This window comes from Nocardiopsis sp. CNS-639, from assembly GCF_000381685.1.
Lineage (GTDB): Bacteria > Actinomycetota > Actinomycetes > Streptosporangiales > Streptosporangiaceae > Nocardiopsis > Nocardiopsis dassonvillei.
The window spans coordinates 49,557-73,086 of sequence record NZ_KB906864.1 but is presented as its reverse complement, the minus strand read 5'-3'; the positions used below and the strand labels follow the sequence as shown (position 1 = coordinate 73,086).

Annotated in this window: 20 protein-coding genes and 1 tRNA gene; 9 read left to right on the top strand and 12 right to left on the bottom strand. The window is 72.2% G+C overall.

The features are described 5' to 3' along the window. Positions 1–110: 110 nt before the first annotated feature. Together G011_RS0117565 and G011_RS0117560 are read right to left on the bottom strand one after the other, a co-directional pair. Complete coding sequence (locus G011_RS0117565) at positions 111–1,397, bottom strand: cyclopropane-fatty-acyl-phospholipid synthase family protein (protein ID WP_013154352.1); 1,287 nt, start codon at positions 1,395–1,397, stop codon at positions 111–113. 68 nt (positions 1,398–1,465) lie between these two features. After that, positions 1,466–2,911, bottom strand: a complete 1,446-nt coding sequence (locus G011_RS0117560) for an FAD-binding protein (protein ID WP_019609633.1) — start codon at positions 2,909–2,911, stop codon at positions 1,466–1,468. 253 nt (positions 2,912–3,164) lie between these two features. Here G011_RS0117560 and G011_RS0117555 point away from each other — a divergent pair, with 253 nt between their 5' ends. Next, a complete protein-coding gene (locus G011_RS0117555) occupies positions 3,165–3,950 on the top strand; it encodes a glutamate racemase (RefSeq protein ID WP_026338401.1) in 786 nt (261 codons plus the stop codon). Between the two features lie 162 nt (positions 3,951–4,112). Here G011_RS0117555 and G011_RS0117550 read toward each other — a convergent pair whose 3' ends face one another. Next, positions 4,113–5,630, bottom strand: a complete 1,518-nt coding sequence (locus tag G011_RS0117550; RefSeq protein ID WP_036552794.1) for a hypothetical protein — start codon at positions 5,628–5,630, stop codon at positions 4,113–4,115. A gap of 227 nt (positions 5,631–5,857) precedes the next feature. On the opposite strand from G011_RS0117550, the gene G011_RS0117545 reads away from it, so the two are divergent. Both G011_RS0117545 and G011_RS0117540 read left to right on the top strand, forming a co-directional pair. Beyond that, positions 5,858–6,205 carry a hypothetical protein gene (locus G011_RS0117545; protein WP_019609630.1) on the top strand — a complete coding sequence of 116 codons (348 nt, stop codon included), beginning with the start codon at positions 5,858–5,860 and terminating at the stop codon, positions 6,203–6,205. 183 nt (positions 6,206–6,388) lie between these two features. After that, positions 6,389–6,916: a DUF6315 family protein gene (locus tag G011_RS0117540; RefSeq protein WP_019609629.1), complete on the top strand. Its 528-nt coding sequence runs from the start codon at positions 6,389–6,391 to the stop codon at positions 6,914–6,916. A gap of 36 nt (positions 6,917–6,952) precedes the next feature. On the opposite strand, the gene G011_RS0117535 is transcribed toward G011_RS0117540, so the two are convergent. The 4 genes from G011_RS0117535 to G011_RS0117520 all read right to left on the bottom strand — a co-directional run bounded on the left by G011_RS0117535 (position 6,953) and on the right by G011_RS0117520 (position 10,354). Then, positions 6,953–9,037, bottom strand: a complete 2,085-nt coding sequence (locus G011_RS0117535) for an ATP-dependent DNA helicase (protein ID WP_019609628.1) — start codon at positions 9,035–9,037, stop codon at positions 6,953–6,955. An 89-nt stretch (positions 9,038–9,126) separates the two neighbouring features. Further along, positions 9,127–9,600 (bottom strand): SRPBCC family protein, encoded by a 474-nt coding sequence (locus G011_RS0117530; RefSeq protein WP_019609627.1) that lies wholly within the window; start codon positions 9,598–9,600, stop codon positions 9,127–9,129. Then, positions 9,597–9,944 carry a helix-turn-helix transcriptional regulator gene (locus G011_RS0117525; protein WP_019609626.1) on the bottom strand — a complete coding sequence of 116 codons (348 nt, stop codon included), beginning with the start codon at positions 9,942–9,944 and terminating at the stop codon, positions 9,597–9,599. The genes G011_RS0117530 and G011_RS0117525 overlap by 4 nt, the downstream gene beginning before the upstream one ends. 337 nt (positions 9,945–10,281) lie before the next feature. Continuing rightward, positions 10,282–10,354, bottom strand: a tRNA-Ala gene (locus G011_RS0117520). Positions 10,355–10,512: 158 nt separating this feature from the next. On the opposite strand from G011_RS0117520, the gene G011_RS0117515 reads away from it, so the two are divergent. After that, complete coding sequence (locus G011_RS0117515; protein WP_019609625.1) at positions 10,513–10,728, top strand: hypothetical protein; 216 nt, start codon at positions 10,513–10,515, stop codon at positions 10,726–10,728. 102 nt (positions 10,729–10,830) lie between these two features. Here G011_RS0117515 and G011_RS0117510 read toward each other — a convergent pair whose 3' ends face one another. Then, positions 10,831–12,609, bottom strand: coding sequence for a siderophore-interacting protein (locus G011_RS0117510; protein ID WP_019609624.1), 1,779 nt, complete (start codon positions 12,607–12,609; stop codon positions 10,831–10,833). A gap of 500 nt (positions 12,610–13,109) precedes the next feature. On the opposite strand from G011_RS0117510, the gene G011_RS0117505 reads away from it, so the two are divergent. After that, positions 13,110–13,403 carry a co-chaperone GroES gene (locus G011_RS0117505; protein ID WP_019609623.1) on the top strand — a complete coding sequence of 98 codons (294 nt, stop codon included), beginning with the start codon at positions 13,110–13,112 and terminating at the stop codon, positions 13,401–13,403. A gap of 67 nt (positions 13,404–13,470) precedes the next feature. Here the strand turns inward: G011_RS0117505 and G011_RS0117500 are convergent, their stop codons facing one another. Next, entirely contained in the window at positions 13,471–14,070 is a 600-nt protein-coding gene (locus tag G011_RS0117500; RefSeq protein WP_019609622.1) for a TetR/AcrR family transcriptional regulator, read from the bottom strand. A gap of 138 nt (positions 14,071–14,208) precedes the next feature. Here G011_RS0117500 and G011_RS0117495 point away from each other — a divergent pair, with 138 nt between their 5' ends. Then, entirely contained in the window at positions 14,209–15,987 is a 1,779-nt protein-coding gene (locus G011_RS0117495) for an ABC transporter ATP-binding protein (RefSeq protein WP_019609621.1), read from the top strand. 159 nt (positions 15,988–16,146) lie between these two features. Beyond that, positions 16,147–17,310, top strand: coding sequence for an alpha-hydroxy-acid oxidizing protein (locus G011_RS0117490; protein WP_019609620.1), 1,164 nt, complete (start codon positions 16,147–16,149; stop codon positions 17,308–17,310). A gap of 71 nt (positions 17,311–17,381) precedes the next feature. Here G011_RS0117490 and G011_RS0117485 read toward each other — a convergent pair whose 3' ends face one another. From G011_RS0117485 to G011_RS0117475, 3 genes are read right to left on the bottom strand one after another with little or no spacing between them, the layout of a single operon-like run. Next, entirely contained in the window at positions 17,382–18,281 is a 900-nt protein-coding gene (locus G011_RS0117485; protein WP_013154366.1) for a carbohydrate ABC transporter permease, read from the bottom strand. Then, a complete protein-coding gene (locus tag G011_RS0117480; RefSeq protein ID WP_019609619.1) occupies positions 18,278–19,126 on the bottom strand; it encodes a carbohydrate ABC transporter permease in 849 nt (282 codons plus the stop codon). Before G011_RS0117480 ends, G011_RS0117485 begins: the two co-directional genes overlap by 4 nt. A gap of 56 nt (positions 19,127–19,182) precedes the next feature. Then, positions 19,183–20,493 carry an ABC transporter substrate-binding protein gene (locus tag G011_RS0117475; protein WP_026338399.1) on the bottom strand — a complete coding sequence of 437 codons (1,311 nt, stop codon included), beginning with the start codon at positions 20,491–20,493 and terminating at the stop codon, positions 19,183–19,185. A gap of 223 nt (positions 20,494–20,716) precedes the next feature. Here G011_RS0117475 and G011_RS0117470 point away from each other — a divergent pair, with 223 nt between their 5' ends. After that, positions 20,717–21,736 carry a LacI family DNA-binding transcriptional regulator gene (locus G011_RS0117470; protein ID WP_036552793.1) on the top strand — a complete coding sequence of 340 codons (1,020 nt, stop codon included), beginning with the start codon at positions 20,717–20,719 and terminating at the stop codon, positions 21,734–21,736. Positions 21,737–21,755: 19 nt separating this feature from the next. Then, positions 21,756–23,375, top strand: a complete 1,620-nt coding sequence (locus G011_RS0117465) for a glycoside hydrolase family 13 protein (RefSeq protein WP_019609616.1) — start codon at positions 21,756–21,758, stop codon at positions 23,373–23,375. Positions 23,376–23,530: the final 155 nt, after the last annotated feature.

Genomic DNA, 23,530 nt, shown 5'->3' with positions numbered 1-23,530 from the left:
TGACAGGCCGAAGGTCCTCCCCCGGCGAACAAGGAGGGGGGAGGACCTTCGACGCGCCCGTGCGGGCGACGCGCCGTGCGGTGGTCCGCGGCGGCGGGTGGGGCGGCAGGTCAGAACCAGGGGCGCAGCGGCACGTGCGCCTCGGTGCCGTCCAGCTTGACGCCCAGGATCTGGTGCAGCTGCACCACGTCGCGTTCGAAGCCGAGCACGCACCCGGCCATGTAGAGCCGCCAGACCCGGGCGGTGCCCGCGCCGACCTCGGCGACCGCCTCGTCCCAGTTGCGGTCCAGGTTGGCGCCCCAGTGCCGCAGGGTCAGGGCGTAGTGCTCGCGCAGGTTCTCCTGGTGGCGGATCTCGAACCCGGCGTCGTTCATGGCGGTCTGGATCCGGCCGGGGCCCTCCAGTTCCCCGTCGGGGAAGACGTAGCGGTTGATGACGCCCCTGCGGTTCAGGGAGGGCAGGTCGTTGCGCGGCCGGGTGATGCAGTGGTTGAGCAGACGCCCCCCGGGCACGAGCTTGTCGTTGAGCGAGGCGAAGTAGGAGGCCAGGTTGTCCGCCCCCACGTGCTCGGTCAGGCCGATGGAGCTGATCCGGTCGTAGCTGCCGTCGGGGACGTCGCGGTAGTCCATGTGGCGGACCTCGGCCAGCCCGGACAGCCCCTCCTGGGCGATCCTCTTGGCCGCCCATTCGGCCTGTTCCTTGGACAGGGTGACGCCGAGCGCACGGACCCCGTGCTCGCGGGCGGCGTGCATGACCATGCCGCCCCAGCCGCAGCCCACGTCGAGCAGGCGCATGCCCGGCTCCAGGCCGAGCTTGCGCGAGATGAGCTCGTACTTGCGGAACTGGGCGCTCTCCAGGGCTCCGTCGAAGCGGCCGACCCGGTCCCGGGCCCCGTCCTCGTCGTCGAAGACGGCGCAGGTGTAGGTCATCGACGGACCCAGGACCATCTCGTAGAAGGCGTTGGAGACGTCGTAGTGGTGGTGGATGACCTCGGCGTCGCGCTGCTTGGAGTGGCGCCAGCCCAGTCCGCTGAGGCGGCCCTGGCGCATCTCCTGCGGCGGCGGGGCGACCCGGTTGACGAACTTGACCCAGCCCACCGACCGCGCGATCTCGACCGCGTCGCGCACCGAGACCCCGAACCCGTCGGCGAAGACGAAGTCCGCCATGCGTCTGAGGGCGGTGTACATGTCCCCCTCCAGCACCAGGTGGCCGGAGACGTAGGCCCGGGCCAGGCCGACGGCGTTGGGGGACTGCGCCAGGTAGTTCACCGCGACCGGGGTCCGCACGTGCAGGGCCACGTCGCTGCCGGGGTCCCCCGCGCTGCTGCCGTCGTAGGCGGTGAACCGGATGGGCGCGTCGGGTCCGACGACGCGTTCGAAGATCTCAGCGAGCCGCATTGCTCTGTCCTTCCCTCGTACCGGACGCGGTGACGCCCCCTCGGGTCGCGTCCCGTGGTCTCGTGCCGTCAGCGGTTGCGTACGCACTTGGCGTACAGGTCGAGCAGCCGCCCCTCGGGGTCGTAGGCCTCCTTGAGCCCGGCGTAGGCGGTGCCGTTGTACAGGCGCCAGAACTCCTCCTCCTCGTAGAAGGAGTCCGAGTACAGGGACTTGTGACCGCCCAGTTCGGCGACCGTCTCCTCCACCAGGCGGTTGTGGTGGGCCCGGCGCTGCCCCGGCTTCATGTCGACCAGGCCCCAGAAGCCGAAGTTCACGTAGAGGCGGTCGTGGTCGAGCGGGTAGAGCGGCCACACGTGCTCGCCCCCGCCCTGGCCGGGGCGGCGGGGCTCACGGAGCCGGAGGGGACACATCCACACGGGGGTCATGCCGATCTCGGCGTGATAGGTGTCGAGGAACTCGGCGCCGCGTTCGACGCCCACCTCGATGTCCTGGATGAGGGGCTCCTGGGGCCGCCGCCCCCGGTAGTGGTTGAGGAGGCGTGAGAAGTCGGTGCGCCGGTCCCAGGCGACCAGCCTGCGGTAGACGTCGGAGCGCTTGAGGGAGCGCGGCCACAGGGCGCGCACCAGCGGATGCTGGGTGCCGAAGGCCCGGGAGCACCAGAACCAGTCCGTGTCCCAGCGCCACAGGTAGTCGGCGATGGTGAGGTAGTCGCCGGGGCCGCTGCCCGCGTAGTGCTGGATGGACCGGTAGTAGACCTCCTGGCCGGTGTAGTCGCTGGTCCAGGGGGCCTCGTCGGTGAAGCGGGCCAGGGTCAGGTACAGCTCGTCGGGGCCGAAGACGACCCCGTCCACGAAGTCGACCGGCTGGCCCTCGTACTCGTGGTCGGCGCAGACCAGGGCGAGGGCGTCCATGGCCTCGGCGGCCTTGTGGAAGCGCACGTGGCGCAGGTGCACGTACGGGGAGACCGGTTCGAGTTCGACGCGCAGGCGCAGGCTGTAGCCCAGGGTCCCGTAGGAGTTGGGGAAGCCGTGGAAGAGGTCGCTGTACTCGTTGTCCCTGGTGGCGGTGACCACGTCGCCGCCTCCGGTGAGGATCTCCATCTCCCGGACGGCCTCGTGCGGCAGGCCGCTGCGGAAGGAGGAGGACTCGATGCCCATGCCGGTGACGGCGCCGCCGAGGGTGATGGTGCGCAGCTGGGGGACGACCGTCGGCATGAGGCCGTGCGGCAGGGTGGCGGCGACGAGGTCCTCGTAGGTGGTCATGCCGCCGACGTCGGCGAGGCGCTCCACGGGGTCGACTGAGATGACGCCGGTGAAGGCGGACACGTCCAGGGCCGGGGCACCGGTGGGCTCGCGGAACCGGAAGAGGTTGGATGTGGGCTTGGCCAGGCGCACCGGTGCCTCCTTGGGCAGGGCCCGGTAGTCGCGGCGCAGCTTGTGGACCGCCGCTATGTGCTCGGCGAGCCCCGTCCGCGTGGAGGTGGCGCTGCCCGTGCCCTGCTGTTGAGGAGTCATCCCAGTTCCCGTTCCGGTGTCGGCGACACGCACTCGCGTGCCGGATCGGCCATGGCCGCCGGGCGGCTGGGACGGCCGATCCACTCAGTTCTACCTACCGGTAACGGCTTTGTGCCACCCCATTTGTTCCGTGTCTTGCCCTTAGCCGTCCTGCCTGCGGTCGCGTCCGGAACACGGGTGCCGCGGGCGGATCCGACGCCGCCGGGCGGTGCCCCGCCGGTGCGGTGCGGAGGTGGTCGTAGGATCGGGATTCGTGCGTATCGCTCTCGTTGACTCCGGTATCGGCATGCTCTCGACCGCGGCGGCCCTGCGTGTGGCACGGCCGGACGCCGACCTGTTCCTGTCGATGGACCCGGACCACATGCCCTGGGGTCCGCGTACCCCGGACGAGATCGTCGCGCGCGCCCTGGCCGGGGCCCGGGCCGCACAGGAGGCCGCCGGGGACGCGGCGCTGGACGCCGTGGTGGTGCCGTGCAACACCGCGTCGGTGCACGGGCTGGCCGAACTGCGCGCCGAGTTCGAGCCGGACGTCCCGGTGATCGGGACGGTTCCCGCCATCAAGCCCGCGGCGGCGACCGGAGGGCCGATCGCGGTGTGGTCCACCGCCGCGACCACGCGCAGCGGCTACCAACGGCAGCTCATCGAGACCTTCGCCCGCGGTGTGGAGGTGACCGCGGTGGCCTGCGCGGGGCTGGCTGAGGCGGTGGAGTCGGCCGACCCGCGGCTGATCGACGACGCGGTGGCCTACGCCGCCGAGCTGACCCCCGGCGACGTGCACGGCGTGGTGCTCGGGTGCACGCACTACGACCTGGTGGGCGCGCAGATCTCCGCGGCCCTGGGCGGGCGGGCGGAGCTGTTCACCGCCGCCGGGGCGGTGGCCGCGCAGGCCCTGCGCCGGATCGGCGAGAGGCCCGTGGGCACCGCGCCGGGCCGGGTACGCGTGCTGGCCAGCGGTCGTCCCTCCCGGCTGCCCGCCGCCGCGCTGTCCTACCCCGCGGGGCGCTCCCTGGCGTCCGGGGCGGGCGCGGCGACCGTGTGAAGGCGCTCCCCCTCTGACGGGCCGGACGCCGCGACCGTGCGAGAGTGTCCTCGTGCTGACGGGCCGGGCACCGCGACCGCGTGAGGACGCTCCCCCCACCGACGGGCTGAGCGCCGCGACCGGATCAGGGCGTTCCCTGCCGGAGCGCCCGCGACCCACCCGTCAGGGGTGGGGTGCCAGGGTCCCCTGCCCGGGGGCGCCGGCCCGCACCGGACCGTCCAGCGCGCCGGCGGCGAGGGTGCTCACGAGGGTGCGCACCCCGACGGTGTCGTTGTCGTGCAGGAGGGTTTCCAGCAGGGACAGCGCAGCGCGTTGGTCCCCCGGCTGCTCGCGCACGTGGCGCCACTGGGGCTCGGTGGCCGCGTCCGAGAGCATCAGGGTCCGGCCGACCTGGCCGAGCGCGGTCAGCAGCGGGGTGTCGTGCGGCATCCTCTCCAAGGCGGCGTTGACCTGTTCGGCCTGCTGCTCGGGGTCGACCTCCTCCGCGGGCTGCGCCCGCAGGAAGTCCAGCACGTCCTCGGCCGGGGCCAGCGGCCGGACCGGGGGCATCATCGCGATCATGGCGCGCGCCTCGGCCAGGTCGCCCAGGATCTCCTCGGTGCTCCCCAGCTCCCCGATGAGCCGCTCCGCCCTCTGCGCGGAGCAGGTGGCCACCCAGCGGGCGCCGCGGACCGAGGCCAGGCGGGCGGCGGACAGGGCGAGCTCGGCGCCGCGGCGCGGCGCCCCCACCCGCTCGAAGTAGCGCGACCAGGTGGTCACCCGCACTCCCAGCCGCCAGTCGTTGCGCACCGCGCCCTGGCACACCAGGTTCTCCACCGCCTCCACCCACGCGGGCCGCAGACTCGGGTACGCCTCGGCCTCCTCCACGGTGGGCAGGGGGACGATGGCCTCCTGGGGCGGGCAGTGACCCAGGCGGACCAGCCAGGACAGCAGCCGCGCGCGCTCGAAGCGGATGCGCCGGTGCAGGGCGGCCCGGCGCGGGTTGGCCTCGTCCAGGACCAGCTCCGCCTCCATACGGTCCAGCACCTCCAGCGCCTGGGCGTGCTCGTCCTGGTGGCGCAGGGCTCTGACGAGGGTGAACACCCCGTCGGCGCCGAGCATGGCCGGGCCGGTGGCGGTGTGCTCGTAGCGCCTCAGCTCGTTCTCGGCCCGGTCGGCCATGTCCTCGTCGATGAGCAGGTTCACCCGGGCGAGGGTGAAGGAGGGCCAGGCGGGGGTGCGCTCCCAACCGGCCAGGCGCCGGGTGGAGAGCAGTTCGCGGCGCTGTCCGGTGGTGCCGCGGGCGTCGATGTTGGCGTGGCAGCGCACCAGGGTCTCCAACAGGGACACCGGCAGCGGGCCGTGGACCAGGGGCTCGGGTTCGTCGTCGGCCGCCGCGCTCACCTGGGCGAGCGCGCGTCCGCCCTCGGCCAGGGCCCCCACGCGCACGGCCAGGGGCCAGTGCGCCAGGAAGAACAGGGTCGGCGGGCCGAAGACCCCCGGGACCGCAGCCTCGGTCGCGCCCGCCTCGGCGACCAGTCGGCGCGCGGTGCGCAGCGCCGAGCGGGCCACGGCCTCCACACGTACCGGGTCCCCGGCCTCGCAGAGCACGGGCAGGCTCGCGACCGCCTCGGCCAGCTCCGTCTGCCCGGCCGCCCGGAGTCGTCGTGCGGTCTCCCCCGCCCACGTCCACATCGGCATGGTCTGCACCCCCTGTAAGCACCATGTGAGAACAGAACGTAGCAGCGCGGTGACAGGGCTGTCCGGAAAACGCGCAAAGCCGCGGAGCACGGGGACAGGCGTCCTGTCGGGGCCGTCCCGGACCGCTAGACTCGGGGGCCGTGGCGCCCGGCGGGGGCCTTCGCGAGGTCCCGAGCATCCAGCCGCGCCGAGCCGCACCGAGCCGCACCAAGGGGACATGAGCGCCGATGGGATGGCGAGACCGTTTCGGACTCCGCAAGGCCAACCGCAAGGGCAAGGCCCGTTTCGACCGGGAAGCCGAGGATTCGGACATCAAGGCGCTGATCGAGTTCGCCAAGAGCCGGGTGGGTGTGGAGTTCTTCGTCGAACCGGAGACCTTCGCCACGCGGGCCACGGCGGTCGCGGTCGCGACGGACGGCGAGTGGATCCGCCGCCGGTGCGGTTCGCCCGACGTGATCCGCAAGGTGGCCAGGGATCTGGCGACCCCGGCCTACGACGTGCAGATCGTCGGCTACCCGCAGCGGATGCGCGACTGGAGCGCACGCAACAAGCGCGGCCTGTCACTGGACGAGTGAGGGCGCGCGGGCGTACTGGGCGAGCGTAAGACTCGCCACACCGACACGCTGTTGGGGATGGTCCGAAACCCGCGACCGGGTCATTTTGGGCATTGATGACGAGTCCTTGCCGTGACTTCCTCGCCGAACGGGTTCCCTAACGGGCTTCATCCGTCGCATACTCGCCTCGGAGGGGGGACTCTGATGAAGCAGGATCTCACGGCCCTGTGCTGCGACTGCGGCACGATTCGCGAGGTGAGCGACTACCAGAGTGTGGGCGAGGCGCAGTCCGCCTACGGACTGGCCCGCTGCGTCGTCTGGCGCAAGTGCCGCACCTGCGGCTACCGCACCTACCACGCCTACATGCGCGCCGACGAGGACCGCGACGAACTGGAGGACGCCCTGCGGTTGGACGGCGCCCTGGCGGCCGAGGCCCTCGACGAGGAGGTGGAGCAGCTGCGGCTGTGCGGGGTCGAGGTCGGGCACGCCCCCGTCCCGGCGATCTGGGACGGCCAGTCCGTGGGCATGGTGACCCAGCGGCTGACCGACCGCGCCTACTCGATCGTGCTGGACCCCGAGGCGTCCGTGGTCTCCCGGCTCAAGCTCATCGACATGATGTGGAACGAACTCCTGGTGAGCGAACACGACGACCGCTGGTTCATCCAGGAGGCGGAGGACGACGGGTCCCCCGCGTACGCGGTCCGGCTGTTCGGCTACCGCACGCGCGGCTGAGGCCGGACCGCGCTCGCGCGACCCGGCCCCGGCGCCCTACCCGGCGGCGGGTTCGGGCTGGCCCGCGAGGCGGCGCAGCGCGGACCTGGCCACCGCCGGATCGGTGGTCCCCCAGTAGGGCGGCAGGGAGGCGCGCAGGAAGCCGCCGTAGCGGGCCGTGGCCAGGCGCGGGTCCAGGACGGCGATGACCCCCCGGTCCTCGGTGGAGCGCAGCAGGCGTCCGGTGCCCTGGGCGAGCAGCAGGGCGGCGTGGGTGGCGGCCACCGACAGGAAGCCGTTGCCCCCGTGCGCGGCGACCGCGCGCTGGCGCGCGGAGGCCAGCGGGTCGTCGGGCCGGGGGAAGGGGATGCGGTCCACGATCACCAGGGACAGCGAGGGGCCGGGCACGTCCACGCCCTGCCACAGCGACAGGGTGCCGAACAGGCAGGACCGCTCCTCCTCGGCGAAGCGGCGCACCAGTTGCCCGGTGGAGTCCTCCCCCTGGCACAGGATCGGCTGGTCCAGGCGCTCGCGGAGTTCCTCTGCGGCCTGCTGGGCGGCGCGCATGGAGGAGAACAGGCCCAGCGCGCGGCCGTCGGCGGCCTCGATGAGTTCGCTGATCTCGTCCAGGTAGGCGGGCGCGAGGCCGTCGCGGCCGGGCGGCGGCAGGTGGGTGGCCACGTAGAGGATGCCCCGGCGGGCGTGCTCGAAGGGCGAGCCGACGTCCAGCGCGCGCCAGCGGGGCTCCCCGGCCGCGCGGTGCGGGCCGTCCTCGTCGTCGGGACCGTCCTCGTCCCGGGGTTCGGCCGGCTCCGGGCCGCGGCCCGCGGCGGCGCGCTCGGCGGCCTCCTGGGCCACCTCGCGGCCCAGGCCCCACTGGTTGGCCAGCGAGGCGAAGGAGCCGCCCAGGGTGAGGGTGGCGGAGGTCAGCACCACGGTGCGGTCGCCGAAGAGCTTCTCACGCAGCAGTCCGCCCACGCCGAGCGGGGCGACGTGGAGCGCGGGTTGGCGTCCGGGGGTCTTGGTCAACCAGACGACCTCGGTGCGGTCGCGCAGGGCGGGTTCGAAGGACTCCAGGACGCGCACGGCTGTGTCGTGCACCTCGCCGAGCGCGGCCAGGGCCAGGCGGCGGTCGCTGGCGCCGTCCGGGTCCAGCTCCCCGGGTGAGGGGCCGATGGCGGTGACGCAGGCCGAGGCGGCGTCGCGGGTGGCGGCGACCGCGTTGGCCAGGGCGTCGTCGATGTGGTCCAGGCGTCCGTCGGGCGACTCGGTGAACATCAGGGCGAGGCCGTCGGCGCACTCGGTCAGGCGTTCGCTGATCCCGGGTTCGACCAGGCGGGCGGCGCGTTTGGCCGCGGCGTTGACGGTGCGCTCGCCCAGGACGCCGGTGGCCACGGAGGTGGCGCGGTCGACGAGTTCGTGCGCCTCGTCGATCATGATCGTGTTGTGCTCGGGCAGGATGTGGTAACCCTGCGACATGTCGATGGAGAGCATGGCGTGGTTGGTGACCACCACGTCCACGCCCTGGGTGGCCTCGCGGGCGAACTCGGCGAAGCACTCCTGGCCGAAGGGGCAGATGCGGGCGCCCATGCACTCGTTGGCGGCCACCGACACCTGGCGCCAGGCCAGGTCGCTGACGCCGGGCACGAGTTCGTCGCGGTCGCCGGTGACGGTGTCCTCGGCCCACTCGTGCAGGCGCGCCACCTGCCGGCCCAGCGAGGAGAGCTGGCGCGGGTCGAACAGCTCGGTGTCCTCGGCCTCCTCGCCAGCGGTCTGGAGCCGGTTGCGGCACAGGTAGTTGCGGCGGCCCTTGAGCACGGCGAACGTGGGCTCGCGGGGCAGCATCGGCGTGAGGGCCTTGGCCAGGCGCGGCAGGTCGCGCTCGATGAGCTGGTTCTGCAGGGCGATGGTGGCGGTGGAGACCACCACCGTGCTCTCCTCGGCCATGGCGTGCCTGATCGCGGGCACCAGGTAGGCCAGGGACTTTCCGGTGCCGGTACCGGCCTGGACCACCAGGTGTTCGCGCTTGTCGACCGCCTCGGCCACGGCACCGGCCATGGTCGCCTGGCCCTCGCGGCGGCTGCCGCCCAGGGCGGCGACGGCCGCGTCGAGCAGGGTGGGAACGTCGGGGAGATCTGCCACGGATCGACAGTACCGGCCGTGGAGGACAGGGCGGGCGTTGTCCACAGGCAGGATCGGCCGGGCCCCGGCCGATCCTTCCCGGAGGCGCTTCAGCCCATCGTGGCCAGCAGCTCGTCCAGGGCCTCCATGGACTGCTTCAGGCCGTACTCCATGCCGGACTCGACCATGCCGTCGCGGTCCTCGACGCTCTGGAACACCGTGGTCGACGTGTAGAGGGTGCGGCCGTCCCTCTCCTCCAGGGTGGTGGTCTCCAGGCACACGTGCCCGGGCATGCCCTCGAACTCGAAGGTCTGCACGAAGCGCTCGGGCGCGACGACGTCGTGGACCACACCGTGGAAGGCGTACTCCTGGCCGTCGGGGGCGCGCTCGACGAACCTCCAGGAACCACCCCGGCGCAGGTTCGCGTGGTCGATGACGGTCTCGTTCTCCTTGAGCCCCCACCAGCGGGCGAGGTGCTCGGCGTCGGTCATGGCCCTGAACACCACGTCGCGGGGCGCGTCGAAGCTGCGCGTGACGACGATGTCGTGCTGTCCGGGCTCGGCGATCACCGTGAGGTCGCTCATGACTGTCCTCCTGTGGTCTGTGTCTGCTGGATTCGGCGGATCTCCGCGTCGAGCCGGTCGAAGCGGTCCTCCCACTGGCGGTGGTAGCGCTCGATCCACCCCGTCGCCTCCTCCAGGGGGGCGGTCTCCAGTCGGCAGGGGCGCCACTGCGCGTCGCGGCCCCGGCTGACCAGGCCCGCCCGCTCCAGCACCTTCAGGTGTCGGGAGACCGCCTGGAGGCTGATGGGAAACGGTTCCGCCAGCTCGTTGACGGTGGCCTCGCCCTCGGCGAGCCTCGCCAGCAGCGCCCGGCGGGTCGGGTCGGCCAGTGCGGCGAACGTGAGACTCAACGGGTCGGTCGCCATCTGCGTATTCAACTTTCCTGTTAATCAACCAATACGTTGATTGTGAGCCACAACACATCACGGAGTCAAGGGTGGGGAACCGCTTCGATCAAACAGCAGAAGGCCGACCGCGTCCCCGGTCGCAGGGGGTACCTCGGAAGGTTCGGCCACCACATGGGGTCCAGAGGCGAAGCCTCACGTTGTGGGAGAGCGCCCCACCCGCCCCACCGATTCCCACAACCCCGACCACAGGGGGGGTACCTCGGGGGGTTCGGGGGGTTCGGGGGGTCTCCCCCCGGAAAGCACCGCGGGCTGCGGCGAGCCGGTCGAAGACCGGCGAGCAGCAGCCCGCGCAACGTGGAGCTATGGGGATTCGAACCCCAGACCTCCTCCATGCCATGGAGGCGCGCTACCAACTGCGCCATAGCCCCGTGTGCCGTTCGGCAACGGTTCGAGTCTATCGGACGCGTGGGGGTGGGATGACCAGCCGCGGTGTCGGCCACCCCACACACCCCCTGCACTCCGAAGCAGCCGGGACACCCGCCCGGGGCCCTCTTCAACCGCTCCCGGACGGGGCACATGAGAGGACATGAGCGACAGACCACGACAGAACCCGGTCGACACCCTGGTCCGCTGGGAGGAGCACGGCGCCGTGTGGCGGGTGGTGGGGCGGACCGCCTCCGAGGTGACGGTGGCCCTGTGCCGGTGCGACGGGGGCGAGGAGGTGGAGCGCCTGACCTCGGGCGATCCGGGCCTCCTCGCCTTCGTGGACGAACGGCTCAGTCCTCCTCCGCCAGCTTCCTGATCGCCTCCAGCCTGCGGTCCCAGACCCGCGCGACGCACGAGAGGGGGACCCAGCGGCCCGCGCGCGGCCGGGCGCGGCCGGGCGCGGCCGGGCGCGGCGAGTTCACGCATGTGCGACGGTCACTGTCCCGAACGGGCCGAAACCCCAGCCCAGGGTGGTGGCCTCCACCCGCGACGCCCCGGCGGCGCGCAGGAGGCCGCCGATGCGCTCCCGGGTCCGCAGCACCGAGCCGGTGACCGCGAGACTCGTCAGGGCGTGCTCGGCGGCGTGGTCGTCGGTGGCGGCCTTGTCGGACGTGCGCTCGGCGAGCACCAGGGCGGGCCCCGCGGCGAACGCGGCGCGCAGCAGGAGGAGCGCCTCCTCGTCGGACCGGCCCTCCAGCGCTCCGACGAGGACGGCGCAGTCGTGCGCGGGCCAGGCGGGGTCGGCGTCGCCCGGCAGCTGCACGGTGCGCCCGCGTGCGAGGTGCGAGGCCACGAACGGGGCCGCGTCGCCGAAGACGGCAAGGGTGCGCGCGTCCGCGACCGGGGCGATCCGCGCGAGCGGTTCGAGCACGTACTGGAGGTTGTCCGCGGCACGGTCGTGGTGGACGCCGTCGAGCGCTCCGTCGGCCGCCCGGCGCTCACGCCACGACGCCGCGCCCAGGCGCGGCGAGGAGCGGCCCGAGCGCAGCACGTCGAGGAGGTCGACCAGGGCGAGCGCCTCGCGGTTGGCCGGGTTGTCGAGCGAGAGTTCCTCGATCGCCGTCTCCTCCATGAGGACGCCGCCGCGGGCGGTGTTGCGGTAGCGGTCGCCGTCCCGCTCCACCAGCCCCAGCGCGGCCATCGCGTCGAGCAGGGGCGCGAGGCGGGTCGGCTCCACGCCGGTCTCGCGGGCGATCTCGTCGCGGGTGCGGACGCCGTAGGTGATGAGCGGGCCGATCCCCAGCGTGACGGCGACGCGTGTGATGATCGGCGGCGCCAGCTCGGTCATCTCGTGCACCTCGTGCAGCAGCTCGGCGGGGGTCGTGCCGCCGGTGTCCGCGGGAGCGAGGCGCTCGGCGTCGTCGCGCGGCGCGCTGCCGTCCGTGCTCCTGGGCCTGCGCCAGTACCCGACGACCTCGACGTCCTCCTTGGCGAGTCCCAGGTCCCCGCGCAGGTAGCGGCGGATGGGGGCGATGGTCATCGCCTCGCCGCCGACCCAGGCGTAGACGCGCTGGTCCGGCACCGCCACGCGCCGCACGGCGTCGAACAGCTGCGTGCCCGTGCCCGCGGGGAGGTCGCCGCGCACGAGCCACTCGATGCTGACGTCCGCGGCGGTCGGGATGTCCTGGCGGTCGGCCTCGGTCGGGATCTCGACTATCACGTGCCCGCGCGTGCCCTCGGGGGCCTCCTCCAGCCAGCGGCCGATCGCCGGGAGCGCCGTCTCGTCTCCGGCCAGCAGGTGCCACTCGGCCTCGTCGTTGCGCAGCGCGCACGACTTGGGGCCCGCGAAGTGGATCCGGTCCCCCGGCCGCGCGCGGAACGCCCAGGCCGCGGCCAGGCCGTGGTCGTGGCGCACGACGTCGATGTCGAAGGTGTTCGCCTCCGGGTCGTACGAGCGCACCGTGTAGTCGCGGGTCAGGGCGAGCACCTCGGGGTTCCACGCGAACCGCTTCTCCTCCTGCGTACCGACATGCGGCAGCGGGCCGTCGGTCGGCGGGATGACGAGCTTCACGTGGTCGTCGAACCCGTCCGAGCGGAACGCGGGGCGTTCGTAGCCCCGGCCCATCTTCCCCGCGGTGAGCTCGTCTCCCGTCAGAGTGATCCGGCGCATGTTCGGCGTGACGTCGACGACGCGGGCCACCTCCGCGCGGCGCAGCACGATGGGGTGGATCCGGAGGGGCCGTGAGGTGCGGGGCATGGGAACTCCTGAGGGAAGCCTTGACGCAAGCCAGGCGAGGCTAACCTAATCCCGAATACCACGATGCAGCCGCCCCCGGGAAGTGGACGTTCCACCGGTACTGACGGCGCGGCTCGAACACGGAACCCGGGCGCACCCACAGGAGGAGCGTCTCGGAAAGAAGGGAACGCGGCCTCAACCGCAGGGGGCGCCTCGCGAGTCCGGGGCGAAGTCCCGCGTTGCGAGGGAACGCGCCGCCCGCCCGGCCGGTCAACGCGGCCTCAACCGCAGGGGCCCAGAGGCGAAGCCCCACGTTGCGGGAGAGCACCCCATCCGCCCCGCCGATTCCCGCAACCCCCTTGCTTTTGTGTATGCCGGGCGGTTCCCCCGCTCGGCGATGGAATTACTGTACCGGAGGTTGGGAGTGGGTTGCGACCTCGGGGCACTCGGGTGGACGTGCGGTGGCCGGTTTCCGCGCCGAATACCCTGGAGTGGTGCCCGAATCAAAGCTTGAGATCCAGATGCTCCACGACCGCCTGCTGGTGAAGACGGTCCCGGACAGGACCGAGCGGCGCAGCAGCGCCGGCCTGGTCATCCCGGACACGGTCAAGCTGGCGACCAGGCTCGCGTGGGGGGAGGTCGTCGGCGCCGGGACCAGCGCCCGCCACGTCAAGACCGGGGACCGGGTGCTCTTCGATCCCGAGGAGCAGGGCGAGGTGGAGCTGAACGGCGAGCGCTACGTGATCCTGCGCGAGCGCGACGTGCACGCCGTGGCCAACGAGGCCCCCGAGCGCGGCACCGGCCTGTACCTGTAGTCCTCTCCCCCGCGGGTTCCCCGACGCGCCGGCCGGGGCGGGCGCCCGTCCTCGCGCCGCCCCCGGGTCAGTCGCCCGTGCCGTCGCGGTCGGGGTTCGCGATGGCCTTGACCAGCGAGTGCACGCACAGGTTGAGGGCCTCGTAGGCGGGCGTGCGGCTGACGCTCACGTAGGCCCAGGCCGCGTAGAGCCCCGACCACAGGAGCTGCTGCGCCCATATCGGGGTGATCCTGGGGTCGATGCTGCCGTCGGCGTGGCCCCGCTCGACCAGGGCGAACAGGGCCCGGTCCGCCTCCCCGCACTCCTCCTCCAGCACCTCGTCCCAGGAGTCGTCGGACCCGAAGGCCAGCATGATCACCTTCTGGAGTCCGAAGTACTCGGGCACGAGGCGCCGGAAGGCCTCCAGTCCGGTGCCCTCGGCGGTGCGCGCCCGTTCGGTGGCCTCGTTGATGAGCTCGTCGGCGTACTCGCCGAGGGCGCACACCAGGTCGGCGCGTTCGGCGAAGTAGCGCTGGAGCGTGCTGCGCGCCACACCCGCGGTTCTGGCCACCTGGGACAGGGGGGCCGAGGAGTTCTCCCCGAGCACCTTCACCGCCGCTTCGAGGATCGCGCGCCGGGTCCGGGCGCGGGTCCTCGTCTCTTCGTCTGAGGGAGCGCTCTTCACCATGCCCTCATCCTAGGCTTGTCGGTAATTGGTTGACAATAATCGGTCACCTATGACCTACTTTGAAACATGACTGATCCATCGAAAGTAGACACCGGCTCGCAACCGGGTGCGCCCGAACCCCGGTTCGCCCAGCTCCGGGTGCTGTGGTCGTTCGTGCGCCCGCACCGGAACAAGCTGGCGCTGGGCCTGGTGCTGGCCCTGTTCGGCTCGGCGCTCGAACTCGCCAACCCGATGGTGATCAAGCTGGTCCTGGACACCGTCTCCGGCGGGGGCGGCCTGCTCGTGCCGATCGCCCTGCTGCTGGGCCTGTTCGTGCTGGGCACGGTGTCCGGACTGTGGCACTGGATCCTCCTGGGCACCGTCGCCGAGAAGGTGGTGCTGGACGCGCGCACCTCGCTGGTGCGCCGCTACTTCCGCGCCGCGCTCATCCCGCTGTCGCGCCGCTCCTCCGGCGAACTCGTCACCCGGGCGACCTCCGACACGGTCCTGCTGCGCGAGGCCGCCTCCAGCAGCGTCATCAGCCTCATCAACGGCGGCGTGCTGCTGGTGGGAACGCTGGTCATGATGGGCGTGCTGGACCTGTTCCTGCTCACGGTCACCTTCGTCGCGGTGCTCGTGGTCACCGTCCTGTTCCTGACCCTGATGCCCGCCCTGGCCAAGGCGCAGGAGAGGGCGCAGAACTCCCTGGGCCTGATGGGCGGCATGCTCGACGGCGCGCTGCGCGCGGTGCGCACGGTCAAGGTCAGCCGGGCCGAGGAGCGCCTGAGCGGCCAGATCCTCGAACACGCGCGGGAGTCCGCGCGGCACGGCGTGCGCTCGGTGCGGCGCGAGGCGGTCGCCTGGACGATCGCGTTCAGCGGGATCCAGCTCGCCATCATCTCCATCCTGGGCGTGGGCGCGCTGCGGGTGTCCTCGGGCGCGATCGAGGTCTCCACCCTCATCGCCTTCCTGCTCTACGCGTTCACCCTGATGACCCCGGTCATGGAGCTGTCCCAGAGCGTCACCACCCTCCAGTCGGGCGTGGCCGCGGCCAGACGCATCCGCGAGGTGGAGGCCATTCCGCTCGAACCCTCCTCCGAGGCGGCGGACACGGGCGCACCGGTCCCCTCCCCGGACGGGGACCGCTCGGGCGCGCTGCTGGAACTGCGCGGGGTCACCGCCCGGTACGCGCCCGGCGCCGAGTCCGCGCTGGACGGCGTGGACCTGGCCGTCCCCCGGCGCGGGCACACCGCGATCGTTGGGCCCTCCGGCGCGGGCAAGACCACCGTGTTCTCGCTGCTGCTGCGCTTCCTCGAACCCGAGGAGGGGCAGCTGTTCCTGGACGGGACCCCCTACCGGGAGTTCACCCCCGGGCAGGTGCGCGGCCGCTTCGCCTACGTGGAGCAGGACACCCCGGTCATCCCCGGCACCATCCGGGAGAACCTGCTGTTCAGCCACCCCGACGCCACCGAGGAGGAGGTGCGCCGGGTCCTGGGCCAGGTGCGGCTGGCCGACAAGATCGACGCCCTGGAGGAGGGGCTGGACACCCCGCTGGACGCCACGTCCTTCTCCGGGGGCCAGCGCCAGCGCATCGCCCTGGCCCGCGCCCTGCTGCGCTCGCCGGACGTGCTGCTGCTGGACGAGGCCACCTCGCAGGTGGACGCGATCACCGAGGCCGCCATCACCGAGAGCGTACGCGCCCACGCCGCGCGGGCGGCCGTGGTGACCATCGCGCACCGGCTGTCCACCGTGATCCACGCCGACACCATCGTGCTGATGGAGGATGGACGGGTGCGGGCCAGGGGCACGCACCGGGAGCTGATGGACCGGGACGACCTGTACCGGGAGCTGGTCACGGCGCTGCACATCGCCGAGTCCGGGGCTCCGGACCCGGGCGGTGACCGGACCGAGGCGGACCGGGTGACGCCGGTCACGTGAGCGCGCGGTAGCATCCGGCCAGAACCGGTGGGCGCGAGCGGTTCGACGGCCACGGCTGCGGGGGCACGCCTCCCCGTGGCCCGGTCCGTCCTCTTTTCCGTCCCGTGCGCCGTGCCCCGCGGTGCCCGTACCCGGCGCCGCGGCGCCAGCGAGGGAACCATGACCGACTTCGCCCAGTACCAGGACGGCGTCTACGCCGACGCGACCAACGGCATCCTGCCCGGGCTGCCCTACCACCACGAGGACCTGCGCGACCTGGCCGAGAGGGCCATGGAGCCGGGTCCTTTCGGCTACGTGGAGGGCGGTGCGGGACGGGAGCGCACCGCCCGCGCCAACGTGGACGCGTTCTCCCGCTACGCGTTGCGCCCGCGCAGCCTGCGGCCGGGAGCCGAGGGGGCAGGGGGGCTGGGGGTCACCCTGTTCGGCAGGGAGTACGCCACACCACTGTTGACCGCACCGATCGGGGTCCTGGAGCAGGTGCACGAGGAGGCGGAGCTCGCCGTGGTCGAGGCCGCCAACGCCGTGGGCGTGCCGATGGTGCTGTCCACGGCCGCCTCCACCCCGATGGAGCGGGTCGCCGAGGCGGTCGACTCCTGGTGGTACCAGTTGTACTGGCCCGGCGACGACGCGCTGGCCGAGTCGTTCGTGCGGCGGGCGACGGCCGCGGGGGCGGAGGCGGTCGTCGTCACCGCCGACACCAAGCGACTGGGGTGGCGGCCCCGTGACCTGGCGCTGGGCCACCTGCCGTTCCTGCGCAGCCAGGGCACGGCGAACTACTTCAGCGACCCGGAGTTCCGGTCCCGGCTCAAGGCCGACCCGGAGCCGGGCGGGGTGTTCACCGAGGCGGTGTTCCACTTCCTGGGCGCGTTCGCCAGCAGGTCCCTGAGCACCGACAACATCGCCCGCATCCGCCGGTGGACGGACCTGCCGGTACTGGTCAAGGGCGTCGTGCGCGGAGACGAGGCCGCCGACCTGGTGGCGGCGGGCGTGGACGGGATCGTGGTCAGCAACCACGGCGGCCGGCAGGTCGACAACGCCGTGGCGGCGCTGGACGCCCTGCCCGAGGTGGTGGACGCGGTCGGCGACCGCGCCGCGGTGCTGTTCGACTCGGGTGTGCGCTCGGGCGCCGACGTGGCCGTGGCGATGGCGCTGGGGGCCGAGGCGGTGCTGCTGGGGCGGCCGTGGGTGTACGGGCTGGCCGTGGGCGGTGCCGCGGGCGTGGAGCACGTGCTGCGCGCGACGCTGGCCGAGTTGCAGATCACCGCCGAGCTGATGGGCAAGGACGCGAAGGACCTGGACGGGAGCGACGTCGTGCGCCGCTGACGCGGACACGGAGCCGGTCCCGGAGACGCCGTGCGCCGCCGGGACCCGTCCGCTTCCTTCCGGTCGTGCTGTCAGCCCTTGACGGCTCCGGAGGTCAGGCCCGCCACGATCCTGCGTTGCAGGACCAGGGCGAAGATGATCAGCGGGACCGACACCAGGACCGACGCGGCCATGATCTGCCCGATCGGGTTCTCGTAGCCGACCCGCTGGAAGGTCGCCACGAAGACCGGGACCGTCTGCACGTTCAGGTCGTTCGGGGCGAAGGAGAAGGCCAGCAGGAACTCGTTGGTGGCGTACACGAAGGTCAGGATGGCCGCCGCTCCCACGCCCGGCGCCGCCAGCGGCGCCACCACGCGCAGGAAGGCCTGGAACGGGGTGGCCCCGTCCACCTTCGCCGACTCCTCGATCTCCTTGGGGATGCCCGCGAAGAACGTGGTGAGGATGAAGACGGCCAGCGGCAGGGTCAGCGCCACGTACGGGATGATCATGCCCGCGAAGGAGTTGAGCAGGTTGATCCCGGTCCACTCGTTGAGCTGCAGGTACATCTGGTAGAGCGGGTTGACCAGCGCCACCGGCGGGAACAGGGTCGCGACCAGGGTGGCGGCCAGGATCGCGAACTTGCCCGCCAGCGGCAGCCGGGCCAGGGCGTAGCCCGCCAGCGAGGCCACCGGGATGCAGATCAGCGTGGTCACCGTCGCCACGATCAGCGAGTTGCGCAGCGCGAACTGGAAGCCCTGGTTGAAGATCTCCCGGTAGTTGCTGAAGTCGAAGGGCCCCTGGAAGATGTTCGGATCGGTGATCGCCGCCGATCCCGTCCGCAGGCTGGTCATGCCCATCCACAGGAACGGGAACAGGCACCACAGCAGCACCACGGCCAGCCCGAGCAGCTTGAGGGTGTTGCCCACCGCCGGGTGGACGCGTCGGCGCGGCTTGTGCACCGGCCCGCTCGGCCTCACCGTCTCGGCCGTCATCGCTTCTCCTTCCGCGGCGCCTCACCGATCATGTGGCGGCCCATCCGGCTGATGAAGGCCAGGCCGACGAGCATGACGATGACGAACGTGACCGTGGACAACGCGTTGGCGTAGCCCAGGTCCGGGTCCCGGACCAGGTAGCGCTGCGCGTAGACCGACAGGGTGGCCAGCGAGTTCGAGTAGCCGGTGAACACGTACGCGAAGTCGAACATGCGCAGGGCGTCCACCGTGCGGAACAGCAGGGCCACGACGATCGACGGGCGCAGCAGCGGCAGGGTGATGTTCCAGAAGCGCTGGAGCGCGTTGGCCCCGTCCACCCTGGCCGCCTCGTAGTAGTCCTTCGGGATGGTCTGGAGGCCCGCGAGCAGCAGCAGGGCCACGAACGGCGCGGTCTTCCACACGTCGGCGCTGATGATGCCGACCATCGACCAGAACGGGTCGCGCAGCCAGTTGATGTCCGTGCCGAGGACGGCGTTCACGAAGCCCGGGTTGGGGTCGAACATGAACCGCCACACCTGCGCGGCCACGGCGGTCGGGATGACCCACGGGATCAGGATGACCGCGCGGGTCAGGCCCCGGCCGAGGAAGGCCTGGTGCATGATCAGCGCGAAGGCCATCCCGACGAGGAACTCCAGCGACACCGACGCGACCGTGAACACCAGGGTGTTCCAGACGGCGTTGAAGAAGCCGGAGTCGGTCAGGACGCGGACGTAGTTGTCGACGCCGGTGAACTCCTGGCGGAACCCCCGGATCTCGTAGAGGCTCATCCCGATCGCGTAGAAGACCGGGAAGAGCGCGATCACGGCCATGAAGGCGAACGACGGGGCGAGGAAGATCCGCCCCATCGCACGCTCACCCAGGCCCCTGCTCACGCGGACTCTCTGGGTCGTCGCCATGTGACCTACTCTTGTTCGAGCGCGTCGTTGGCCGCCTGGTCCACCGCCTCCAGGGCCGGGCCGGACTCCTCCTGGCCCCGGAAGGCCGGGTGCAGGTTGTCCTGCACGGCCAGGGACAGCGAGTTGTAGCCGGGCACCGGCGGGCGGGCCTGGGCCTGGGCGAGGATGTCGCCGAGCATCTGGAAGTCGGGGTCGTCGGTGTTCTCGTAGGCGCTCGCCATGGTCGGCGGCAGGCTGTTCTGGAGCAGGATGTCCTGCGCCTCGGGGTCGGTGGCCGCCCACAGGACGAACTCGCGGGCCAGCTCCTTGTTGTCGCTCAGCGTGCTGACCGCGTTGTTGAGACCGCCCAGCGCACTGGTGGTGCCCTCACCGGTGAAGGTGGGCAGCGGGGCGACCGCGAAGTCGTCCGCGACCGCGCTCTCCTCGTCGCCCTCGCCCGCCAGGAGCGGGATGGCGTAGGGCCAGTTGCGCATGTAGACGGCCTCGCCCGCCTGGAACAGGGCGCGCGCGTCGTCCTCGACCATGGTGTCGAAGCCGTCGGCGTAGAACCCGCTCTCGTAGGCCTCGGTCATGAAGTCCAGGGCCGTGGTGGCGGCGTCGCCCTCCAGGAAGGTGCTCTGCTCCTGGGCGTCGTCGAACAGCTGGCCGCCCGCGGACCAGTACAGCTCCAGGAAGTTGACGACGAAGCCCTCGTACTGGTCGCCCTGGCCGACGTAGGCGGAGATGCCCTCCTCCTCGGCGGCCGCCATGCCGGTGTCGTAGAGCTCCTCCCAGGTCGTGGGGGGCTCCTCGATGAGGTCGGTGCGGTAGTAGAGGAACGCGCCGTTGGAGGAGTAGGGCAGCGCGAACAGCTCCTGCTGCCACTGGGAGCTGTCGACGGCCCCCTCCAGGCTGACGCCCTCGACCTCGCCGCGCAGGTCCTCCAGGCTCTCGACGTAGCCGTACTCGGCGAACTCACCGGTCCAGATGACGTCCAGGCCCAGGACGTCGAACTCCCCCGCCTGGTTCTGGAGGTCCTGGAACATGGCCTGGCGCTGCTCGTCGGCGGTGGGGGCCAGGAAGAAGATGTCGACCTGCTGGTCGGGGTTGTTCTCGTTCCACAGGCGCGCGACCTCCTCGTGGATCGCGCGGTCGGCCCCGGTGACCGCCCAGACGAACGCCGGGTCCTCGGCCAGGCCCGCGGTCTCGCCGCCCTCCCCCGCGGTCTCCTCCCCGGGGGGTTCGCCGCACGCGGTGGCCAGGGTGAGGCTCAGTGCGGCGAGCCCGGCAGCGCATGCGCGCACCGTGTACCCCTTCTGGTGTGAATGCACTGGCATGGCTCTCTCCTTACCGCGCCGGACGGGTCTCCGGGCGCGCGGCATCGAGTGTGTGCTGGGACGTCCCCCCGTGGTCGTGCGCAAACGATGCCATCGACTGTGTGATCTAGTCAACAGTGAACGCGTTCCGATATACGTCATGCGCGGAAAGGAAAGGCACGCTGTCCGAATGTCCTCATGAAAACGTTGCCATAACCGGGGTCGCGCTCCTACCGTGGACGGCATGGCCAGCCAACCCGCGAGCATGCGGGACGTCGCCCATCGAGCGGGGGTCTCCCTCTCGACGGTCTCCCGTGTGCTGCGCGGAGCCCCCGGGGTCGCCCCGGAGGTGCGCCAGCGCGTCCAGCGGGCCGCGGACGAGCTGGCCTACGTGGTCTCGCGCAACGCCTCGGGCCTGGTCACCGGCCGCACCGGGCGGGTCGCGGTGGTCGTGCCCTTCCTCCAGCCGTGGTTCTTCGGGATGGTCCTGGCGGGGGTCAGCGACGCTCTTCGCGAGGCGGACCTGGACATGCTCGTCTACCAGGTCGGCGAGACGCGGGCCAGGGAGGGCTGGACGCGGGCGCTGCCGCTGCGGCGCAACACCGACGCCGTGGTCACCGTGTCCATGGACCTGTCCGAGGAGGAGTGCCACCGGCTCGACGACGTGGGCGTGCCCGTGGTGCTGGTCGGGCAGAGGACACCCGATCGGGCCAGCGTGTACATCGACGACCGGGCAGGCGCCGCGGGGGCCACCCGGCACCTGCTCAACCTGGGGCACACGCGCGTGGCCTACATCGCCTCGCGGACCGAGGCCTGGTCCAGCGCCAGCTCGCGGCACCGGTTGGAGGGGTACGGGGCGGCCATGGCGGAGGCGGGACTGACGCCGCGGAGCGTGGCCAAGGCCACCGGGCACACGGGCGGTGAGCTGGCCATGGGCGAGCTGCTGTCGGACCACGACCCGCCCACGGCCGTGCTGGCCGAGTTCGACGACCTCGCTCTGGGCGCGTACCGCACGCTGCGCCGCTCGGGCGTGCGCGTGCCGGAGTCGATCTCCCTCATGGGCTTCGACAACCACGACACCGCGGCGGTGATGGACCTGACCACCGTCGACCAGGCCCCCTACGACACCGGGCTGACCGCGGGTCGGCTCACCGTGGGCATCCTCGGCGGGACGGCCACGCGCCTCCAGGTGGAGATGCCCACCCAGCTCATCCTGAGGCAGTCCACTGCCGCGCCCCGGAGCACGCGCGGCCTGTTCTCCTGACCCACCCGGAGGAACCAGCATGCAGCAGTGGTGGCGCGACGCGGTCCTGTACCAGGTCTACCCGCGCAGCTTCGCCGACGCCGACGGGGACGGGACCGGCGACATCGCGGGGATCACCGCGCGCCTGGGCCACGTCGCCGACCTGGGCGCGGACGGGATCTGGCTGTCGCCGTTCTACACATCGCCGTGGGCGGACGGCGGGTACGACGTGGCCGACTTCCGGGACGTGGACCCGCGCCTGGGCACCCTGGAGGACTTCGACGCGATGGTGGCCGCCGCGCACGCGCTGGGCCTGCGGGTGATGGTCGACATCGTGCCCAACCACACCTCCGAGGAGCACCCGTGGTTCCGGGAGGCGCTGGAGGCCGGCCCCGGGTCGCCCGAACGGGAGCTGTACGTGTTCCGCGACGGGCGGGGCGCGGACGGCGAACTGCCGCCGACCAACTGGCGTTCGACGTTCGGCGGCCCGGCGTGGACCCGCGTGGCGGACGGGCAGTGGTACCTGCACATGTTCGCGCCCGAGCAGCCGGACCTGAACTGGGACGACCCGCGGGTGCGCGAGGAGTTCCGCGGCATCCTGCGGTTCTGGAGCGGGCGCGGAGTGGACGGGTTCCGGATCGACGTGGCGTACGCGCTGGTCAAGGACCTGCGAGAGCCACTGCGCGACCTGGTGCTGGTGGAGGGCGGCCGGTTCGAGGACATCGCGGCCAACCCGGACCACCCGTTCCTGGACCGGCCCGAGGTGCACGAGGTGTACCGGGACTGGCGGCGGGTGCTGACGGAGTTCGACCCGCCCCGGGCCACGGTGGGCGAGGTGTGGCTGCCCGGTGAGCGGCGGGTGCTGTACACGCGCCCGGACGAGCTGGACCAGGCGTTCAACTTCGACTTCCTGAGGACCTCGTGGGACGCCGACGCCTACCGCGGCGTGATCGACTCCTCGATCGCCGACGCCAGACAGGTCGGCACGGTGCCCACGTGGGTGATCGGCAACCACGACGTGGTGCGGCCGGTGTCGGTGCTGGGGCTGCCCCCGGGCACCGACCAGAAGGCGTGGCTGCTCTCCGACGGGCGCGACCCGGAGCCGGACCTGGAGCTGGGCACGCGGCGGGCGCGGGCGCTGGCACTGCTGGAGCTGTCACTGCCGGGGGCGGCGTACGTGTACCAGGGCGAGGAGCTGGGGCTGCCGGAGGTGGCGGACCTGCCCGCGCGGGCGCTGGAGGACCCGCGGTGGGTGCGCAGCGGGCACACCGACAAGGGGCGGGACGGGTGCCGGGTGCCGCTGCCGTGGACACGGGAAGGAGCGTCGTACGGGTTCGGCGGGGACACCCCGTGGCTGCCCCAACCCGAAGGATGGGGCCGGTGGTCGGTGCGGGCCCAGCACGACGACCCCGGGTCCGTGCTCTCCCTGTACCGCCGGGCTCTGGCACACCGCCGGGAGTTCTCCTCGGACGAGACTCTGACCTGGGACGACACGCTGAACCGGGGGCCGGTGCTGGCCTACTGGCGGGGTGAGGACGTGCTGGTTCTGGTCAACACGGGCGAGGAGGCGGTGGAGCTGCCGCCCGGCCGGGTGCTGGTGGCCAGCGCGGACCTGGACGGGAGGCTCCCGGGAAACGCGGCGGTGTGGCTGCACCGCTGACCAGCATGGTCCCGGGGCGAAGCCCCGCCTCGCGGGAGGACGTCCCCGCCGATCACCGCGGCCCCGACCACAAGGGGCACCTCGGGGCAAAGCCCCACGTCACGGGAGAACACCCCACCGACCCCCGCGAACCCGACCACAGGGGGTGCCTCGGG

Coding starts and splice junctions, on each gene's coding strand:
- G011_RS0117565 (WP_013154352.1), bottom strand. CDS start 1,397: ATGCGGCTCGCTGAGATCTTCGAACGCGTCGTCGGACCCGACGCGCCC.
- G011_RS0117525 (WP_019609626.1), bottom strand. CDS start 9,944: ATGGCGACCGACCCGTTGAGTCTCACGTTCGCCGCACTGGCCGACCCG.
- G011_RS0117510 (WP_019609624.1), bottom strand. CDS start 12,609: ATGCCCCGCACCTCACGGCCCCTCCGGATCCACCCCATCGTGCTGCGC.
- G011_RS0117550 (WP_036552794.1), bottom strand. CDS start 5,630: ATGCCGATGTGGACGTGGGCGGGGGAGACCGCACGACGACTCCGGGCG.
- G011_RS0117500 (WP_019609622.1), bottom strand. CDS start 14,070: ATGGTGAAGAGCGCTCCCTCAGACGAAGAGACGAGGACCCGCGCCCGG.
- G011_RS0117490 (WP_019609620.1), top strand. CDS start 16,147: ATGACCGACTTCGCCCAGTACCAGGACGGCGTCTACGCCGACGCGACC.
- G011_RS0117465 (WP_019609616.1), top strand. CDS start 21,756: ATGCAGCAGTGGTGGCGCGACGCGGTCCTGTACCAGGTCTACCCGCGC.
- G011_RS0117515 (WP_019609625.1), top strand. CDS start 10,513: ATGAGCGACAGACCACGACAGAACCCGGTCGACACCCTGGTCCGCTGG.
- G011_RS0117470 (WP_036552793.1), top strand. CDS start 20,717: ATGGCCAGCCAACCCGCGAGCATGCGGGACGTCGCCCATCGAGCGGGG.
- G011_RS0117505 (WP_019609623.1), top strand. CDS start 13,110: ATGCTCCACGACCGCCTGCTGGTGAAGACGGTCCCGGACAGGACCGAG.
- G011_RS0117480 (WP_019609619.1), bottom strand. CDS start 19,126: ATGGGGCGGATCTTCCTCGCCCCGTCGTTCGCCTTCATGGCCGTGATC.
- G011_RS0117530 (WP_019609627.1), bottom strand. CDS start 9,600: ATGAGCGACCTCACGGTGATCGCCGAGCCCGGACAGCACGACATCGTC.
- G011_RS0117485 (WP_013154366.1), bottom strand. CDS start 18,281: ATGACGGCCGAGACGGTGAGGCCGAGCGGGCCGGTGCACAAGCCGCGC.
- G011_RS0117560 (WP_019609633.1), bottom strand. CDS start 2,911: ATGACTCCTCAACAGCAGGGCACGGGCAGCGCCACCTCCACGCGGACG.
- G011_RS0117540 (WP_019609629.1), top strand. CDS start 6,389: ATGAAGCAGGATCTCACGGCCCTGTGCTGCGACTGCGGCACGATTCGC.
- G011_RS0117475 (WP_026338399.1), bottom strand. CDS start 20,493: ATGCCAGTGCATTCACACCAGAAGGGGTACACGGTGCGCGCATGCGCT.
- G011_RS0117545 (WP_019609630.1), top strand. CDS start 5,858: ATGGGATGGCGAGACCGTTTCGGACTCCGCAAGGCCAACCGCAAGGGC.